Raw genomic sequence first — 15,203 nt, 5'->3', positions numbered from 1 at the left:
AGCCCCTCTTCGGGAAGGCGTCAGAGATCGACCGAGCGGCCGCTGTCGGCGCCGATCTCGGAGCCGATCTGCTCCAGCACGTCGGACGGGATCGCGGTGTCGACGGTCAGCGCGATGAGCGCCTTGCCGCCCTTGACGTCGCGGGCCACCTGCATCGAGGCGATGTTGATGCCCTGCTCGCCGAGGAGGCGGCCGACCACGCCGACCACGCCGGGCCGGTCGGTGTAGGTGAAGAACGACAGGTGCTCGGTCGGCTCGATCTCCATCTGGTAGCCGTTGACCTCGACGATCTTGGTGATCTGCCTGGGGCCGGAGAGCGTGCCGGAGACCGAGACGTGGCGGCCGTCGGCCAGCACGCCGCGGACGGTGACCACGTTGCGCCAGTCGGGGCTCTCGGAGCTGGTGACCAGCTCCACGGTGATGCCCCGGTCCTTGGCCAGCAGCGGCGCGTTGACGTACGTGACCTGCTCCTCGATGACGTCGGCGAAGACGCCCTTGAGGGCGGCGAGCTCGATCACCCGCACGTCCTGGGAGGCGATCTCGCCGCGGACCTCGATGTCGAGCTTGGTGGCCACCTCGCCGGCCAGCGCGGTGAAGACGCGGCCCAGCTTCTCGGCGAGCGGCAGGCCCGGCTTGACGTCCTCGGCGACGGCGCCGCCCTGGACGTTGACCGCGTCGGGCACGAACTCGCCCGCCAGGGCCAGCTTGACGCTGCGCGCGACCTGGGTGCCGGCCTTCTCCTGGGCCTCGTGCGTGGAGGCGCCCAGGTGCGGCGTGACGACGACCTGGTCGAGCTCGAACAGCGGGCTGTCGGTGCACGGCTCCTTGGCGAACACGTCGAGGCCGGCGCCGGCGACGCGGCCCTCCTTGATCGCCGAGTAGAGGGCGGCCTCGTCGACGATGCCGCCGCGCGCCACGTTGATGATCCGCACCGACGGCTTGACCTCGTGCAGCTCCCGGTCGCCGATGAGACCGAGGGTCTCCTTGGACTTGGGCAGGTGCACGGTGATGAAGTCGGCCTGCTTGAGCACCTCGTCGAGGCTGAGCAGCTTGACGCCCATCTGCGCGGCGCGGGCCGGCGGCAGGTAGGGGTCGTAGGCGATCAGCTCGACGCCGAACGGCTGCAGCCGCTGGGCCACGAGCTGGCCGATCTTGCCGAGGCCGAGGATGGCGACGACCTTCTCGTCGAGCTCGACACCGGTGTACTTGGACCGCTTCCACTCGCCGTTCTTCAGCGCGGCGTGGGCCTGCGCGGTGTTGCGGGCGCTGGCCAGGATGAGCGCGACGGTCTGCTCGGCGGCGCTGGTGATGTTGGAGGTGGGCGCGTTGACCACCATCACGCCGGCCTTGGTGGCCGCCGCGACGTCCACGTTGTCGAGGCCGACGCCGGCGCGGGCGACCACGCGCAGCTTGGGCGCGGCGGCGATGGCCTCAGCGTCGACCTGGGTGGCGGAGCGGACGATGAGCGCGTCCACGTCGGCCAGGGCGGGCAACAGCTGGGAACGGTCGGCGCCGTCGGTGTGGCGGACCTCGAAATCGGCGCCGAGCACGGCGAGGCCGGCCTCGGACAGCTCCTCTGCGACCAGAACGACGGGCTTGTTCACGGGTGTTGGATCCTTAGGCGAGCGGCGGGCGGGAGGGACACGTCCATGGGTCCCTCGGATCCCTCAGAGTGTATCCACCGCTTGTGAACGCGTTCACGAGAGACCCAGCATTCGAGACGCCCGGCCGGTACCCAGCGGCCGGAAACTCATCCACACTGCACCCATCTTTGTCTTGATCGGGAGATTTATTCGGCATTAGCCTGATAAGCCGTGGCCAACTACCTATGGTTCGTCATATGAGCATCGGGAATCCTGCGCTTGCCGACGTGCTCGCCCAGCATGGTGGTCCGCACCGTCTGCTGGCGGCTCTCGCTGACTGTGGAGTCCTGGTGGCCGTGCGACCAGATCGATCCGTCGTCCTCGGGACGACCCAGGCCGGTGACCGGGTCCTGCTCGGCTACACCAGCGCGGTGACCTATGCCCGGCACCGCGGCGGCCATTCCCTGTCGGCCTGCGACGCCGACACCATCCTCGACATCCAGCGCGTCACCGGCGTGCGGGAGATCGTGATCGACGCCGCCGGTCCCGCGGCCGCCGCCGTCCCGATCGACGACCTGCAGCGCTTCCTCACCTCCACCCGTACGGGCCCGACGCCGGTCCTGTCGGGGGCCGCGCCGGCCGCGTACGCGACGGGCGCGATGGCCACGGTGTCGCGCGGGACGGTGATGGCGCAGGCGGCTCCCCCGTCGCCCGAGGCGCCGCCGATGCCGTGGATCCCGGCGCCGCGCCCGCACCTGTCGGGCCCGATGCAGCAGGTCGACCCCGGTTACCGGCGCTGCACGCACCCGATCCTGCCCGCGTTGCGCCAGGCGATCGCCCAGTTGCTCCAGGACTTCCCGCTGGTGCACCACGTGTGGATCTCCGAGGCGCGGACGGCCTCGGGCGCCCCGGGGATCATGCTGCACGTCAAGGTGCACATGTCGGCCGCCGAGGACGTCGTACGCGACCTGCACCGGGGCGCCAGGGCCCGGCTGCCGCAGTTCGCGGCCAGCGGGGCGCCGATCCTCATGGCGCGCGTCGCGGACTCGCGCAGCGAACGCCGGATGATCGAGATCGGGGCGCACGTCGTTTGCGCGAACGTGAACGAATAGTGCATTAGGCCTTACCGGCCGGGCCTCTGCTCCGCTTCAATGAGGCCATGATCGCGCCCACGGTCTCCAGAGGGGTGCGCCTGGGCTACGGCGTGGGGTCGTTCTGCACCGCGACCTTCAGCTCCGTACCCGGGCTGCTGCTGCTGTTCTACATGACCAACTTCCTGGCGGTGCCCGCGTGGCTGGCCGGAGTGGTGGTGACGGCGCCGAAGGTCTGGGACCTGGTGGTCAACCCGCTGGTCGGCCGCTGGTCCGACCGGACCACCTCGCGGCTCGGCCCCCGCCGCCCGTGGCTGCTGGCGGGCGCGTGCACGCTGCCGGTCGCCTTCTTCCTGGTGTTCGCCGGTCCGCCGCTGACCGGCGTCCCGGCCGCGCTGTACGTGGGCGCCTGCTTCCTGGCGGCGGCCACGGCCTACGCCCTGTTCGAGGTGCCGTACAAGGCGATGCCCGCCGAGATGACCGACGACTACCACGAGCGGACCTCGCTGCTGCAGTGGCGGATGGTGTTCGTCGGCGCGGGCACCGCGATCGCCGGCATCGCGGCCCCGGCCATCGTCAACAGCCAGGGCAACGGCACGCTGGACAGCTACCGCCTGATGGGCATGGTCATCGCGGTCGTGCTGCTCGCCGCCATGCTGGGCTCCTTCTTCGGTACGGCCCGCGCCCCCATGACGGGCGCGCCCGAGCCGGACGGCGGCACCCTGATCAAGCAGTTCGCCGTGGTCAGGGGCAACCCGTCGTTCCTGTGGCTGACGGCGCTGAGCTGCACCCAGCAGCTCGCGGTGGCCATCATGCTGGCGGCGGCGCCGTACTTCGCCGCCTACACGATCGGCGACCCGAAGGCCACGACCACGCTGTTCGCGGCGCTGGTGGGGCCGATGATGCTGACCATGCCGCTGTGGTCGTGGCTGTCCAGGCGGCTGGACAAGCGGGGCGCGATGATCCTGGCCGCGCTGACCTTCGCCACCGGCACGGCGCTGGCGCTGGCCACGCCGGTCTTCGGCGGCTGGTACGCGCACGTGATGATCCTGCTGGTCGGCACCGGTGTGGCGGGCGTGACGCTGCTGCAGTTCTCGATGCTGGCGGACGTGATCGCCAAGGACGCGGCCGACACCGGCAAGCGGCGCGCGGGCGTGTTCACCGGGCTGTGGACGGCGATCGAGAGCGGCGTGAGCGCCTTCGGGGCACTGGTCTTCGGCGTGATCCTGTCGATCGGCGGGTTCCTGTCCTCGGAGCCGAGCAGGCCGGTCGAGCAGCCGGACAGCGCGGTGACCGCGGTGCTCATCGGGCAGACCGCGGTCCCCGCGCTGATCATCCTGCTGTCGGTGGCGATGACGCTCGGCTACCGGATCAAGGACCCTAACCGAGCCGCCGTGCCGGTGCCGGACGCCCCCGCGTGACGAGCCCGGCCACCACCGCGGCCACCACCGGCAGCCCGAGCACGATCGCGGCGCAGAACAGCCAGGGCACCGCGATCGTGGGCAGGCCGAGGCCGAACAGGAACTCACCCGGAGCGCCGGTCCACGCGCCACGTGTCCTCGTCAGCGCCCACGCCGCCGCGACGCCCATGACCGCACCCGCGACGACGCCGACCAGCGCGCCGAGCCCGGCGATGTAGCCGGCCTGGGCCGCCACGATGAGCCTGCGCACCCGTGGCGGCGCGCCCACGGCGGACACGGTGTCGAGGTCACGCCGCATGTCGGCCGCCGCGAGCCCGGTGGCGGCGAACGTGCCGCCGAGCACCAGCACCACGGCGAGCCCCAGTCCCAGCCACAGCGCCCGCGCGGGATAGTGGTCGTCCCAGCCGTTCTCCACCCGGGCGTACGCGTCGACGTTGGCCGCCCTGACGCGCTGCTGGAGCCCCTCCAGGTCGGCCGGCTGGTGCGCCGCGTACAGCTTGCGCTCGGCGACCTTCAGCCCGGCCTCGCGCAGCGCGGCCCCCGGGATCAGGGCGCCGACCTGGCGGGGGTCCGCCGGGCGCGCCTGGACCGCCGGGAGTTCGAGGTCGTCGGCGTTCTCGACGGACAGCCCCAGCCGCACCTTGCCGTCGCGCACCTGCCCGGGCTGGAACACGACCACCTTGCCCTCGGCCAGGGCGGCGGCGGCGACCGGATCCGCCCTGCCCTGCAGGAGAGCGAGCAGCCGGGCGTCACCCACGGGCAGATCATGGGCCCGGTAGCACGAGCGCTCACAGCCTCCCGACTGCCAGATCATGTAGGGCACCACCTGCTCGCCCTTGCCGGTGAACGCCCCCTGCCCGGTCACGAGCGGCACTCCCGGCAGCGCCTCCTCGGCGGCGGCGCGCACCCGCGCCCACTCCTGGTCGTCCAGGCCGTTGCCGCTGATCGAGAGCGTGCCCATCGGCTCGACGCTGCGTGTGTCTTCCTTGACGGCGGTGAACTGGCTCTCGGCCCCGATGCCGAGCGTGATCGCCCCCATGGTGGCCGCCATGACCGCCGCCGCCGCGGAGGCCGTACGGACCCGGTGGCGGGAGGCGTCACGCACGGACAGGCGGAGCGGGAGCGGCAGCCGCGCGGCGAGCCGCCCGGTGGCGCGCACCAGCCACGGCATGATCGCGACCAGCCCCAGCACGACCGGGACCGCACCGATCACGAGCCAGCGCCGCTGGTCCGCGAGCCCGAGCACGCACGTGCCCAGCCCCGCCACGACGAGCAGCAGGCCGAGCATCGGCCGGCCGGCGCGGTCGCGGGCGACGACCCGCGCCTCCCGCCCCGCCAGGACCTGGGCCGGGCTCTGCCGGGCGGCCTGGACGGCGGGGACCAGGGCGGCGATCAGCCCGGTGACCGTCCCCAGCAGGACGACGCCGAGGATTTGGAGCCAGGGCACGTCGGGCGGGCCGTAGCCGCCGATCAGGTCGCGCACCAGCGGGGCCGAGGCGATGGCGGCGATCACGCCGAGCGCCGCCCCGGCCAGCGTCGCTGTCCCGCCGAGCACCAGCCCGTCGGCCAGCACGATCATCCGCAGGTGGGCGCCGGAGCCGCCGTGCGCGGCGATCACGGCCAGCTCCCGGCGCCGCCGCCGCAGCCCCACGGCGAAGGCGGGCCCGGCCAGCAGGACGGTCTCCAGGACGACGAGCACGACGCCGACGGCGGAGGCGATCACCAGATCGGTCTGGAACACCGAGTTGGACGGGAAGACGGGCTCGATCGCCGGCGGGTCCTCGGTCACGGCACGGGAGGCGACGTGGAGCCCCGACCGGTTCAGCGCGCGCACCTGCTCCCAGCCGACCGGGGCGGGCGCGTCGGCCAGCCAGCCGGTGCCGTGGCCGTCCTGCTTGTCCAGCAGCAGCGTGCCCCGCAGGCTCACGACCTCGGCGAACTTCACGTTGTAGGGGTACTCGACGACGCCGACCACCTGTACCTGCCGCTCCTCGGCCCGCACGCGCATCGGTTCGCCGAGGCGCACCCCCGGGCCGAGCATCGCGGGCGTCACCGCCACCTCGTCCGGCGCGGCGGGGAAGCGGCCCTGGAGCAGCGGCCGCATCCCGCGCGTCATCGGGTCGCGCAGATCCACTTCCAGGACGCCCACCACGTCGTCGCCGTTCGGCCGGTGCACCATCACCGAACCCTGGTCACACGGGATGAGCCGGGCGTCGAGCAGCGCGCCGACCTCGGCCGCCGCCCACGGCCGCGTGGACCGCGGCCCCCCGGCCGTGTAGGAACCGGCGGGGTCCTGCTTGATCGGCCCGCGCATCTGGGTCGTCGTCAGGCGGGCGTCGGCCGCGCCCATGGTGATCGTCAGCTTCTCCCGCGCGGACACCTCACCGGTGGCCAGCCCCGTCAGCAGCGCGGCGATGACCAGCACCGGCAGGCCGATCATCACCATGATCAGGGCGCTGCGGCCCTTGGCGCGCAGGGCGTCCCTGCGCGAAAGCCTCAAGGCCGCCAGGAAGGCGCTCATCGGGCGCTCTCCAGCCGCACCGCCGTGGCGTCCGCGATCACGCCGTCACGCAGGTAGACGACCCGGTCGGCCCAGGCGGCGTAGCGGGGCTCGTGGGTGACGAGCAGCACGGCGGCGCCCGCGTCGCAGCGCTCGCGCAGCAGCCTCAAGATGCCGTCGCCGGTGGCCGTGTCGAGCGCGCCGGTGGGCTCGTCGGCCAGCAGCAGCCGCCGCTCGCCGGTCAGCGCCCTGGCGATCGCCACCCGCTGACGCTGGCCGCCGGACAGCTCCTCGGGGAAGCGGCCGGCGACCTGCCCGGCGCCCACCTCCTCCAGGGCGGCCTCCGCCTCCTCGCGGGCCTGGCCGGCGCGGACGCCGTCGAGCTCGCGCGGCAGCATCACGTTCTCGGCCGCCGTCAGCGACGGGATCAGGTTCAGGTCCTGGAACACGTACCCGACGCTCCTGCGCCGTAAGGCGGCCAGGTCCTTCACGGCGGCCAGGTCAGCGCCCTCGATCACGACGCTGCCGGAGGTCGGCCGGTCGAGGCCGCCCGCCAGGTTGAGCAGGGTGGACTTGCCGGAGCCCGACGGGCCCATCACCGCGACCAGCTCGCCGCGTGCGACGTCCAGGCTCACCCCCTTCAGCGCGTGCACCTCCCCGTGCTGCCGGGCCACGTCACGCAGGCTCACCACAGTCATGCGCTCTTCTCCTTGAGTACGGCCTCGCAGTGGTCCAGCCAGCGCTGTTCCGCCTCGGCCTTGAAGATCATCGAGTCGATCACGAGCCGTTGCGCCGCCCCTTCGGACCCGGCGCGCTTGGCCCTGGTCAGCTCCTGCAACGTGCGCATGGTGGCCATGCGCTGGGCCAGGATCACCGCCGCCACGTCCACATCCTGGGCGGCCACGGCCATGGCGACCTTGATGACCAGCTCGTCGCGTGGCCGGTCGGCCTGGCCCACGGGGGTGGCGTACCACTCCGTCAGCTCCCGCCGACCGGCGTCGGTTATCTCGTAGACCGCGCGACCCTGCTCGTCGTCGCCGCCGGGCGTGACGAGGCCGTCACGCTCCATGCGGGAGAGCGTCGTGTAGACCTGGCCGATGTTCAGCGGCCAGGTCGCCCCCGTCGACGCCTCGAACTCCACCCTGAGCTGGTAGCCGTAACGCGGCCCGCTGCTCAGCAACGCGAGCAGTCCGTGTCTGATCGACATGGATACCGAGTATGCATACTGAGTATGCTCCCCGCAACAGATCCGCGTATTCTGGACAGCGAACGCCGTTCAGGCCGATACTCGGGGAATGAGCTCGACGCACCCACCGTTCCGCGCATCCGACGGTGAGCGTGACCGCGCGATCGGCGAGCTCCGGGACCGCGCGGTCGAAGGACGGATCTCCCACGACACCTTCGTGGGCCGCGTCGACCAGGCGCTGCGCGCGCGCAACCAGGAAGAGCTCGACGCGCTCGTCGCCGACCTGCCACGACGCCCGACGTTCCGCGGGCGGGTGACCGGCCTGCTGACCCGGATGGTCGGCGCCACCTCCGACTTCACCACCAGCCTGCAGTCCGCCTGGCGACGGCCCCGGCTGCCCCGGCTGGCGCTGCCCGACGACGAACGGGTGCGCTACGTGGTCGGCCGAGGATCGGCGTGCGACCTGGTGCTGTCGGACCTGACGGTGTCGCGCGTCCACGCGGAGCTGCGGCGCGACAGCGAGGGCGGGTGGACGCTGATCGACCTGGGCTCGCTCAACGGCACCCGGCTGAACGGCTGGCGCCTGGTGGGCCCGGCCCGCGTACGGTCGGGCGACGAGATCTCGTTCGGCGACTGCGGCTTCCTGGTGAGCTCCGCCCTCCCGTAGCGCCCCCGCCCCGAAAGACCCCAGCCTCCGTAAAGATACGGATATTTGCGGATTACAGGCCGCGTGCGCTGATCCATGATCCCAGGGCGAGACCCCCAAGTCGCAGCCCCTTTGGAGACCCCCATGCGGCGCACCTCAGCATCCCTCGTCGCGGGCGCGCTCGTCGCGACCCTGGCGTGGGCGTCAGGCCCCTCCTCCCCCGCGATCGCCCTCGAACCATCCCCCGGCGTGGCCGACCTGGCCCAGGACCTCAACCAGATCCTCGGCGACTCCCGGCTGACCATCGCCCAGGCGGGCGTGCTCGTCAAGAGCGCCACCACCGGCGAGGAGCTGTACGCGACCGACGCCGGCAAGCTGCTGCTCCCGGCGTCCAACACCAAGCTGTTCACCTCGGCGGCGGCGGCCGAGACGCTCGGCCTCGACTACCGCTTCCCCACCACCGTGCTGAACGGCGGCCGCAAGGCCGGCTCGGTGCTCCGCGGCGACCTGGTGCTGCGCGGCACCGGCGACCCGACGATGCTCGCCGAGGACTACGACGCGCTGGCCGCCGAGGTGGCCAAGGCCGGCATCAAGGTCGTCACCGGCAAGCTGGTGGCCGACGACACCTGGTTCGACGGCGTACGGCTCGGCACGGACTGGGCGTGGGACGACGAGACGGCCTACTACGCCGCGCCGATCTCCGCCCTGACCACCTCGCCCGACCGCGACTACGACGCCGGCTCGGTGATCGTCGGGGTGGCGGCGGACGGCGGCCGGGTCAAGGTGACGACCACCCCCGAGACGGACTACCTCAAGATCGTCAACAAGGCCACGGTCGGCGCCGAGACCGACGTGCTGATCCAGCGTCTGCACGGCACCCGTACCGTGGAGATCACCGGCACCGTGGCCGGCTCCTACCAGGAGTGGGTGTCCGTCGACGACCCCACCGCCTACACCGCCTCCCTGTTCCGCGACGCGCTGCGCGAGCACGGCGTACGGGTGCTCGGCAAGACCGTGGCCGGCGCCGCGCCGGACGGCGCCGGCGAGCTGGCCAGGCACGAGTCGATGCCGCTGAGCGAGCTGCTGGTGCCGTTCATGAAGCTGAGCAACAACATCCACGCCGAGATCCTCACCAAGGCCATGGGCCGCAAGGTCGCGAACGAGGGCAGCTGGGCCGCCGGGCTCAAGGTCAGCACGGACTTCGCCAAGGCCAACGGCGTCCAGGTGCTGAACATGCGTGACGGGTCCGGGCTGTCGCGGCGCGACGGGTTCACGGCCGCCTCGATCGTGCAGCTGCTGACCGCCGTGCGGGGCAAGCCGTGGTTCGAGACCTGGTACGACTCGCTGCCGATCGCCGGCAACCCGGACCGCTTCGTCGGCGGCACGCTGCGCAGCCGGATGCGCGGCACGGCCGCGGCGGACAACGTGCGGGCCAAGACCGGCTCGCTCACCGGCGTGACCGCGCTGTCGGGCTACGTCACCAGCGCCGACGGCGAGCCGCTGGTCTTCTCCATCATGCTCAACCAGTACCTGTCGGGCTCGCCCAAGGACATCGAGGACAAGATCGCGGTCCGGCTGGCCCAGTTCAAGCGCGGCGCGGCGGTGGACGGCGCGCCGGCCCAGCTCCGCACCGCGACCGAGACGGCCGGTGACCTGGAGTGCTCCTGGCTCAAGCCGGTGATGTGCTGACGGTTCTCCCTCCCTGGTGCACCGTGCGGTTCGCCGCGCGGTGCACCAGAGAGGGAGACATACCGCCGTCATACCGGCGCTCCCTATTCTGCGGGACCGTCCCGGAGCCCGCCGCGGCCCAGGCGAGCGGGCTGAGCCCGTATGACCAACTGGTCCTCTCGCACGAACCGGCGGCCTACTGGCGGCTGTCCCACCCGTCGGCCGGCACGGAAGGACGAGGTCGTCGTCAAGCCCAGGCCCGGCGCGGCTCCCGTCCGGTTGGGCACCCGCAACTTCAACTCCTACTCCAAGGGGGGCGATCGGGAAGTTCGCGATGTACGACCGCGCGCTCACGGCGGCCGAACTCCGCTCGCACTACGCGGTGATGACCGGCGCGAACCAGGACTTCAACCGCGACGGGGTCGGTGACCTCTTCTCGACCGCCACGGGGACCCTGACCATCTGGAACGGCAAGGGCGCCAACAAGTTCGGGATCGCCCAGTCCCGCGGGTCCGGCTGGGCCGGGTACTTCGAGACGTCGCGCCACCACCGAAGGCCGCCCCTTGCCCCGGGTTTTGCCGGGGCAAGGGAGACGGACGTTACGATTGGGTCACATGGAGCTCCAGGTATAGCGACGATTTTCGGGACATAGCCGACTTGGGGCCAGCAGAATGCGGGATCGACGCACCATCTCACCCCATGGAGGATGCGATGCGCAGACAGCTCCAGGCACTCGCCTGCCTGGGAACCCTGGCGGCGTTGAGCTCCGTCCCAGCGACACCGGCCGCCGCTGAGCAAACGTCCCAGCAGGTGTCCCAGCAGGCGTGCCGGGTGGTGGCCGCCAAGCCGGTGGCCGACGCGGCCGGCGTGATCCGGGGCACCGCCCGGCGCACCGGCTGCGACGACCGGGCCCGGCTCAGGGTGCGGATCAAGCAGGCCGTCCCCGGCCCCGACCGCACGCTCAAGAGCGGCTCCCAGATCGTCGCCAACGGCCGGATCACCGCCAAGCTGCGCTGCTCCGCCACCCCGCGCCGCTTCTACGTCGAGGCCCTGGACCACCGGGGCGGGAAGAGCACGTCAGGCAGCGTGCTGCTGTCGTGCGAGGGCAGGCCCGCCGCCGGCGGCGCCTCCAGCGCCGAGAGCGAGGTCGTGCGGCTGACCAACCGGGCCAGGACCGCGGGCGGCTGCCGCCCGCTCACCCACGACCCCAAGCTCCGCCTCGCCGCCGACCGGCACTCGGCGGACATGGCCGCCCGGCGCTACTTCGACCACACCTCACCCGGCGGCCGTTCGGCCGGCGACCGCATCAGGTCGGCGGGCTTCGCCCCGGTCCGGACCTGGGGCGAGAACATCGCCATGGGCCAGCGCACGGCGGCCCAGGTGGTGCGGGGCTGGCTCGACAGCCCGGGGCACCGGCGCAACATCATGAACTGCTCCTTCACCCACATCGGCGTCGGCCACCACGCGAAGGGCCCGCACTGGACCCAGGTGTTCGCCGCCCACTGAGCACCACCCCCCGGGCCAGGGAGCGCCGGGCGACACCGGCCCCACCCGTGCCGGTTCCCACCGCACGCCCGCAGCGCTCCCCTCCGGCGGGCCCGGCCGCGACTCCCCCCGCATCGGACCGCGGCCGGGCCCGCATCACCCGGCTCAGCGGGTGTCGGAGAAGCGCGCCAGGACGAGCGACTCGACGACGCCCACCGCCGCGTACGCCACGATCGACACGGCGGTGACGACCACGATGTCGGCCCACACCTCGTCGTAGCGGAAGCCGCCGATCGCCCGCAGGATCTCGGCCCCGATCCCCTGCCCGGTGGCCAGCCACTCGGCGATGAGCGCGCCGATGATCGACGACGGCACGGAGATGCGGGCCGAGGCGAACACCGACGGCATGGCGGTGGGCACCGCGACCTTGCGCAGCACGGTCAGCCGCGTCCCGCCGTAGGCCATGACCAGGTCGGTCGCCTGCGGTGACGCCGAGCGCAGCCCGAACGCGATGTTCACCAGCGCCGGGAAGAACACCACGATCCCGCCGATGACGGCGACACCGAGCAGGTCGCGGCCGAACACGAGCGTGATCAGCGGGGTCATGACGACCAGCGGCACCGACCGCAGCAGCATCGCGACCGGCATGAACGTCTGCTCGACCGTACGGAACAGCACGAACGTCATGGCGACGACCACGGCCGCCACCATCCCGGTCGTGAAGCCGATGGCGGCGTCCCTGATCGTGATGCCGAGCGCGCCGAACACGGCGTCGCGGTGCGCGGCCGCCTCCGGCGCCGTGAACAGGTACTCCCACACCTGGTGGGGCCGCTTGCCGACGAGCGGGCTGATGCCGAACGCCTCCAGGAACAGCCACCAGGCGGCCACCACGATCACCACGGAGGGCAGCAGCGGGCCGACGACCCGCAGCACGGTACGGCCGATCACAGCGCGGACCCCGTTTCGGCTCTGCCGGTGGACCAGGGCGTCACCAGCCGGGCGACGAGCGCGACGAGGCCGTACCCGAGACCGGCGATCAGCCCGGCGACGAGGGCCAGCCCCCACGTGCGCGGCACCTGGAACTGCTGCTGGGAGATCATCAGGGAGACGCCGAGCCCCTGGTCGTTGCTGCCGAGGTACTCACCGATGATGGCGCCGAGCAGCGCGGACGGGGCGGAGATCTTCAACCCGGCGAACGTGCTGGGCAACGCCGAGATGATCTGCACGTGACGCAGCTTGGCCAGCTTGCCGCCCCCGTACACGGCGATGAGGTCGAGGCTGGCCCGGTCCGCCGAGCGGAGGCCGAGCAGGGCGCCGATGAGGGTGGTGAAGAACACCGAGATCGCCGCCAGGAACACGACGGTCGCCTCGCCGCCGAACACGACCAGGATGATCGGCCCGATCGCGAGCAGCGGGATGCAGTAACTGATCACCGCGAGCTGGGTGGCGACGGCTTCGAGCCTGGGGATGAGCAGCACGAGCACCGCGACGCCGATCGCCAGCCCGTTGCCCCACAGGAACCCCTGCAGCGCCGCCGACAGCGTGGCCGACACGTTCGGCCCGTAGAAGCCCCAGCCGTCGCCGGCCATCCCGGCGAGCACCGCCCACGGGGTGGGCACGGCGCCGTCGCCGGCGAACACCGTGACGGCGAGCAGCCACCAGAGCCCGACCAGGGCGGCGACGCCGAGCAGGCCGTGCACCCGTCTCATGAGCCGTGCCCGAACAGCAGGTCGCTGAGGTGGTCGTGGTAGGCGTGGAACTCGGGGGTGCGCATCATGTCGGGCGTGCGCGGGCGCGGCAGCTCGATCGGGACCAGCTCGACCACCCGGCCGGGCCGCGGGCTCATCACGGCGACCACGTCCGACAGGAACACCGCCTCGCCGATGCCGTGCGTGACCATGAGCGTCGTGGCGGGCTTCTCGGTCCAGATGCGCAGCAGCTCCAGGTTGAGCCGCTGCCTGGTCATGTCGTCGAGCGCGCCGAACGGCTCGTCGAGCAGCAGCACGCTGGGCTTGACGACGAGCGCGCGGGCGATGGACACGCGCTGGCGCATGCCGCCCGACAGCTCGGCGGGCCGGGCCTTCTCGAAGCCCTCCAGGCCGACGAGCTTGATCAGGTCCTCGATCACGCCGGGCTCGGGCTTGAGCCCGGCCACCTCCAGCGGCAGCCGGATGTTGGCGTGGACGCTGCGCCACGGCAGCAGCGCCGAGTCCTGGAAGGCGATGCCCAGGTGGTGGCTGCGGCGCAGCTCCTCGGGCGACTCGCCGTTGACCCGGATCTCGCCGGACGTCGGCTCCTCCAGCCCGGCCAGGATGCGCAGCACCGTCGACTTGCCGCAGCCCGACGGGCCGAGCAGCGACAGGAACGAGCCCTTGGGCGTCTCCAGGTCGACGCCCTCGACGGCCGTCACGCCCTTGCCGAAGGTCTTGCTCAGACCGGTGATCGAGATGCCGCTCATGCGAGCTTCAGGCTCGGGTCGGCCTGGTAGACCTCGTCCAGGACCGACAGGTCGAAGATCTGCTCGGCCTTGACGACGAGGCCGGCCTTGCCCAGCGACTCGATGTTCTGCGCGATCAGCTCGGGCGTCATCGTGAACAGCCCGTTGGCCCTGGCGTCCGGGGTGACGACGAGCTCGTTCTGCATCTTGGCCTCCTCGGTCTGCTCCTTGACGTCGAGGTTCAGGTCCTTGCCGTACGTGTTCGCGGCCATCTCGGCGGACTTGGCCGGATCGGCGACGGCGTCCTTCCAGCCCTTGATCTCGGCGGTGAGGAACGCCTTGAGCTTGTCGCGCTCGTTGTCGATCGTCTCCTGCCGCACCGTGAACGTCTCGGCGACCAGCGGCAGGCCGTGGTCGGCGAAGAGCAGGTGGGTGGCGTCCACGCCCTGCATCTTCAGGCGGACCGGGCCGCTGGTGACGAAGCCGACATAGCCATCGAGCTGGCCGGAGGTCAGCATGGACGGGTCCGACTGGAACGGCACCCGCGTCACGCTCGCCGGGTCGATCTCGTTGGCCTTGAGCAGCGCGTTCCACACCAGCTCGTTGGAGTCCTGGACGCCGATCCGCTTGCCGGCCAGGGCCTTGGGGTCCTCGATGGGGTTCTTGCCCAGGGAGATGATGGCGAACGGGTTCTTCTGGAACGTCGCGCCGACGATCTTGAGCTGGGCGCCCTGGAGGACGGCCGGCGCGGTGATCGTGGGTGCCGACAGGCCGATCCAGCAGCGGCCGGTGGCCAGGCCCGACTCGACCGAGGTGCCGGAGCCGCCGCCGGACAGCAACTCGACCTGGGAGAACCCGGCGGCCTTGAAGTAGCCCTTGCTGTCGGCGAAGTACTCGCCGGCGAACTCGACGTTCTTCTTCCACGACAGCTGCAGCTTCACGGCGCCGAACCCGCCCTCACCGCCGCCGCCGGTGGACGTGCCGCCGTCGCCGCAGGCGGCCAGTCCGAGCGCCAGCCCGGCCAGACCAGACGCCCGCAGGAACGCACGACGGTCGAGGGAAGCCATAATTCTCCTTGGGCTGAGCGGTGAACGTGCAGGTCAGGAAGCTATACATCGATTATTACCATCGTGTGACAGAGTTTCGGCCACTCGGTCCCGCCCAGCGCCGGTTTCCGCGTACGCAG

Annotated in this window: 14 protein-coding genes; 6 read left to right on the top strand and 8 right to left on the bottom strand. The window is 71.8% G+C overall.

Features of this window, described 5'->3' with window-relative positions:
- Window positions 1-20: 20 nt before the first annotated feature.
- Entirely contained in the window at window positions 21-1,604 is a 1,584-nt protein-coding gene (gene serA, locus ADY59_RS01980) for a phosphoglycerate dehydrogenase (protein ID WP_049556861.1), read from the bottom strand.
- 236 nt (window positions 1,605-1,840) lie between these two features.
- Between serA and ADY59_RS01975 the strand changes: the two genes are divergently transcribed.
- Together ADY59_RS01975 and ADY59_RS01970 are read left to right on the top strand one after the other, a co-directional pair.
- Complete coding sequence (locus ADY59_RS01975; protein WP_049556859.1) at window positions 1,841-2,695, top strand: hypothetical protein; 855 nt, start codon at window positions 1,841-1,843, stop codon at window positions 2,693-2,695.
- 47 nt (window positions 2,696-2,742) lie between these two features.
- Window positions 2,743-4,095: an MFS transporter gene (locus tag ADY59_RS01970; protein ID WP_049556857.1), complete on the top strand. Its 1,353-nt coding sequence runs from the start codon at window positions 2,743-2,745 to the stop codon at window positions 4,093-4,095.
- Here ADY59_RS01970 and ADY59_RS01965 read toward each other — a convergent pair.
- Genes ADY59_RS01965 through ADY59_RS01955 form a run of 3 tightly spaced genes read right to left on the bottom strand, consistent with a single transcriptional unit; the run spans window position 4,055 to window position 7,802 of the window.
- Entirely contained in the window at window positions 4,055-6,616 is a 2,562-nt protein-coding gene (locus ADY59_RS01965) for an ABC transporter permease (protein WP_049556855.1), read from the bottom strand. The two genes, ADY59_RS01970 and ADY59_RS01965, sit on opposite strands and share 41 nt — an antisense overlap.
- Window positions 6,613-7,293, bottom strand: coding sequence for an ABC transporter ATP-binding protein (locus tag ADY59_RS01960; RefSeq protein WP_049556853.1), 681 nt, complete (start codon window positions 7,291-7,293; stop codon window positions 6,613-6,615). The genes ADY59_RS01965 and ADY59_RS01960 overlap by 4 nt, the downstream gene beginning before the upstream one ends.
- Window positions 7,290-7,802 (bottom strand): PadR family transcriptional regulator, encoded by a 513-nt coding sequence (locus ADY59_RS01955; protein WP_049556851.1) that lies wholly within the window; start codon window positions 7,800-7,802, stop codon window positions 7,290-7,292. Before ADY59_RS01955 ends, ADY59_RS01960 begins: the two co-directional genes overlap by 4 nt.
- Before the next feature lie 88 nt (window positions 7,803-7,890).
- On the opposite strand from ADY59_RS01955, the gene ADY59_RS01950 reads away from it, so the two are divergent.
- From ADY59_RS01950 to ADY59_RS53195, 4 genes are all read left to right on the top strand, one after another.
- Complete coding sequence (locus ADY59_RS01950) at window positions 7,891-8,448, top strand: DUF1707 and FHA domain-containing protein (protein WP_049556849.1); 558 nt, start codon at window positions 7,891-7,893, stop codon at window positions 8,446-8,448.
- A gap of 123 nt (window positions 8,449-8,571) precedes the next feature.
- Window positions 8,572-10,116 carry a D-alanyl-D-alanine carboxypeptidase/D-alanyl-D-alanine endopeptidase gene (dacB, locus tag ADY59_RS01945; RefSeq protein ID WP_049557006.1) on the top strand — a complete coding sequence of 515 codons (1,545 nt, stop codon included), beginning with the start codon at window positions 8,572-8,574 and terminating at the stop codon, window positions 10,114-10,116.
- Between the two features lie 313 nt (window positions 10,117-10,429).
- Window positions 10,430-10,747, top strand: coding sequence for a hypothetical protein (locus tag ADY59_RS01940; protein WP_049556847.1), 318 nt, complete (start codon window positions 10,430-10,432; stop codon window positions 10,745-10,747).
- Window positions 10,748-10,806: 59 nt separating this feature from the next.
- Window positions 10,807-11,601 (top strand): CAP domain-containing protein, encoded by a 795-nt coding sequence (locus ADY59_RS53195; RefSeq protein ID WP_197093391.1) that lies wholly within the window; start codon window positions 10,807-10,809, stop codon window positions 11,599-11,601.
- A 144-nt stretch (window positions 11,602-11,745) separates the two neighbouring features.
- Here the strand turns inward: ADY59_RS53195 and ADY59_RS01930 are convergent, their stop codons facing one another.
- Genes ADY59_RS01930 through ADY59_RS01915 form a run of 4 tightly spaced genes read right to left on the bottom strand, consistent with a single transcriptional unit; the run spans window position 11,746 to window position 15,084 of the window.
- Window positions 11,746-12,528 (bottom strand): ABC transporter permease, encoded by a 783-nt coding sequence (locus ADY59_RS01930; protein ID WP_156325242.1) that lies wholly within the window; start codon window positions 12,526-12,528, stop codon window positions 11,746-11,748.
- Window positions 12,525-13,289: an ABC transporter permease gene (locus tag ADY59_RS01925; RefSeq protein ID WP_049556844.1), complete on the bottom strand. Its 765-nt coding sequence runs from the start codon at window positions 13,287-13,289 to the stop codon at window positions 12,525-12,527. Before ADY59_RS01925 ends, ADY59_RS01930 begins: the two co-directional genes overlap by 4 nt.
- Entirely contained in the window at window positions 13,286-14,038 is a 753-nt protein-coding gene (locus ADY59_RS01920) for an ABC transporter ATP-binding protein (RefSeq protein WP_049556842.1), read from the bottom strand. The genes ADY59_RS01925 and ADY59_RS01920 overlap by 4 nt, the downstream gene beginning before the upstream one ends.
- Window positions 14,035-15,084, bottom strand: a complete 1,050-nt coding sequence (locus ADY59_RS01915) for an ABC transporter substrate-binding protein (RefSeq protein ID WP_049556840.1) — start codon at window positions 15,082-15,084, stop codon at window positions 14,035-14,037. The genes ADY59_RS01920 and ADY59_RS01915 overlap by 4 nt, the downstream gene beginning before the upstream one ends.
- Window positions 15,085-15,203: the final 119 nt, after the last annotated feature.

Source organism: Nonomuraea sp. SBT364 (assembly GCF_001083785.1).
Classification (GTDB): Bacteria; Actinomycetota; Actinomycetes; order Streptosporangiales; family Streptosporangiaceae; genus Nonomuraea.
This window is presented reverse-complemented; position numbering and strand designations above follow the sequence as displayed.

What these genes read in the sequence shown, in the direction of transcription:
- ADY59_RS01975 (WP_049556859.1), top strand. Translation starts at nt 1,841, where the DNA reads ATGAGCATCGGGAATCCTGCGCTTGCCGACGTGCTCGCCCAGCATGGT.
- ADY59_RS01970 (WP_049556857.1), top strand. Translation starts at nt 2,743, where the DNA reads ATGATCGCGCCCACGGTCTCCAGAGGGGTGCGCCTGGGCTACGGCGTG.
- ADY59_RS01965 (WP_049556855.1), bottom strand. Translation starts at nt 6,616, where the DNA reads ATGAGCGCCTTCCTGGCGGCCTTGAGGCTTTCGCGCAGGGACGCCCTG.
- ADY59_RS01960 (WP_049556853.1), bottom strand. Translation starts at nt 7,293, where the DNA reads ATGACTGTGGTGAGCCTGCGTGACGTGGCCCGGCAGCACGGGGAGGTG.
- ADY59_RS01955 (WP_049556851.1), bottom strand. Translation starts at nt 7,802, where the DNA reads ATGTCGATCAGACACGGACTGCTCGCGTTGCTGAGCAGCGGGCCGCGT.
- ADY59_RS01950 (WP_049556849.1), top strand. Translation starts at nt 7,891, where the DNA reads ATGAGCTCGACGCACCCACCGTTCCGCGCATCCGACGGTGAGCGTGAC.
- dacB (WP_049557006.1), top strand. Translation starts at nt 8,572, where the DNA reads ATGCGGCGCACCTCAGCATCCCTCGTCGCGGGCGCGCTCGTCGCGACC.
- ADY59_RS01940 (WP_049556847.1), top strand. Translation starts at nt 10,430, where the DNA reads ATGTACGACCGCGCGCTCACGGCGGCCGAACTCCGCTCGCACTACGCG.
- ADY59_RS53195 (WP_197093391.1), top strand. Translation starts at nt 10,807, where the DNA reads ATGCGCAGACAGCTCCAGGCACTCGCCTGCCTGGGAACCCTGGCGGCG.
- ADY59_RS01925 (WP_049556844.1), bottom strand. Translation starts at nt 13,289, where the DNA reads ATGAGACGGGTGCACGGCCTGCTCGGCGTCGCCGCCCTGGTCGGGCTC.
- ADY59_RS01920 (WP_049556842.1), bottom strand. Translation starts at nt 14,038, where the DNA reads ATGAGCGGCATCTCGATCACCGGTCTGAGCAAGACCTTCGGCAAGGGC.
- ADY59_RS01915 (WP_049556840.1), bottom strand. Translation starts at nt 15,084, where the DNA reads ATGGCTTCCCTCGACCGTCGTGCGTTCCTGCGGGCGTCTGGTCTGGCC.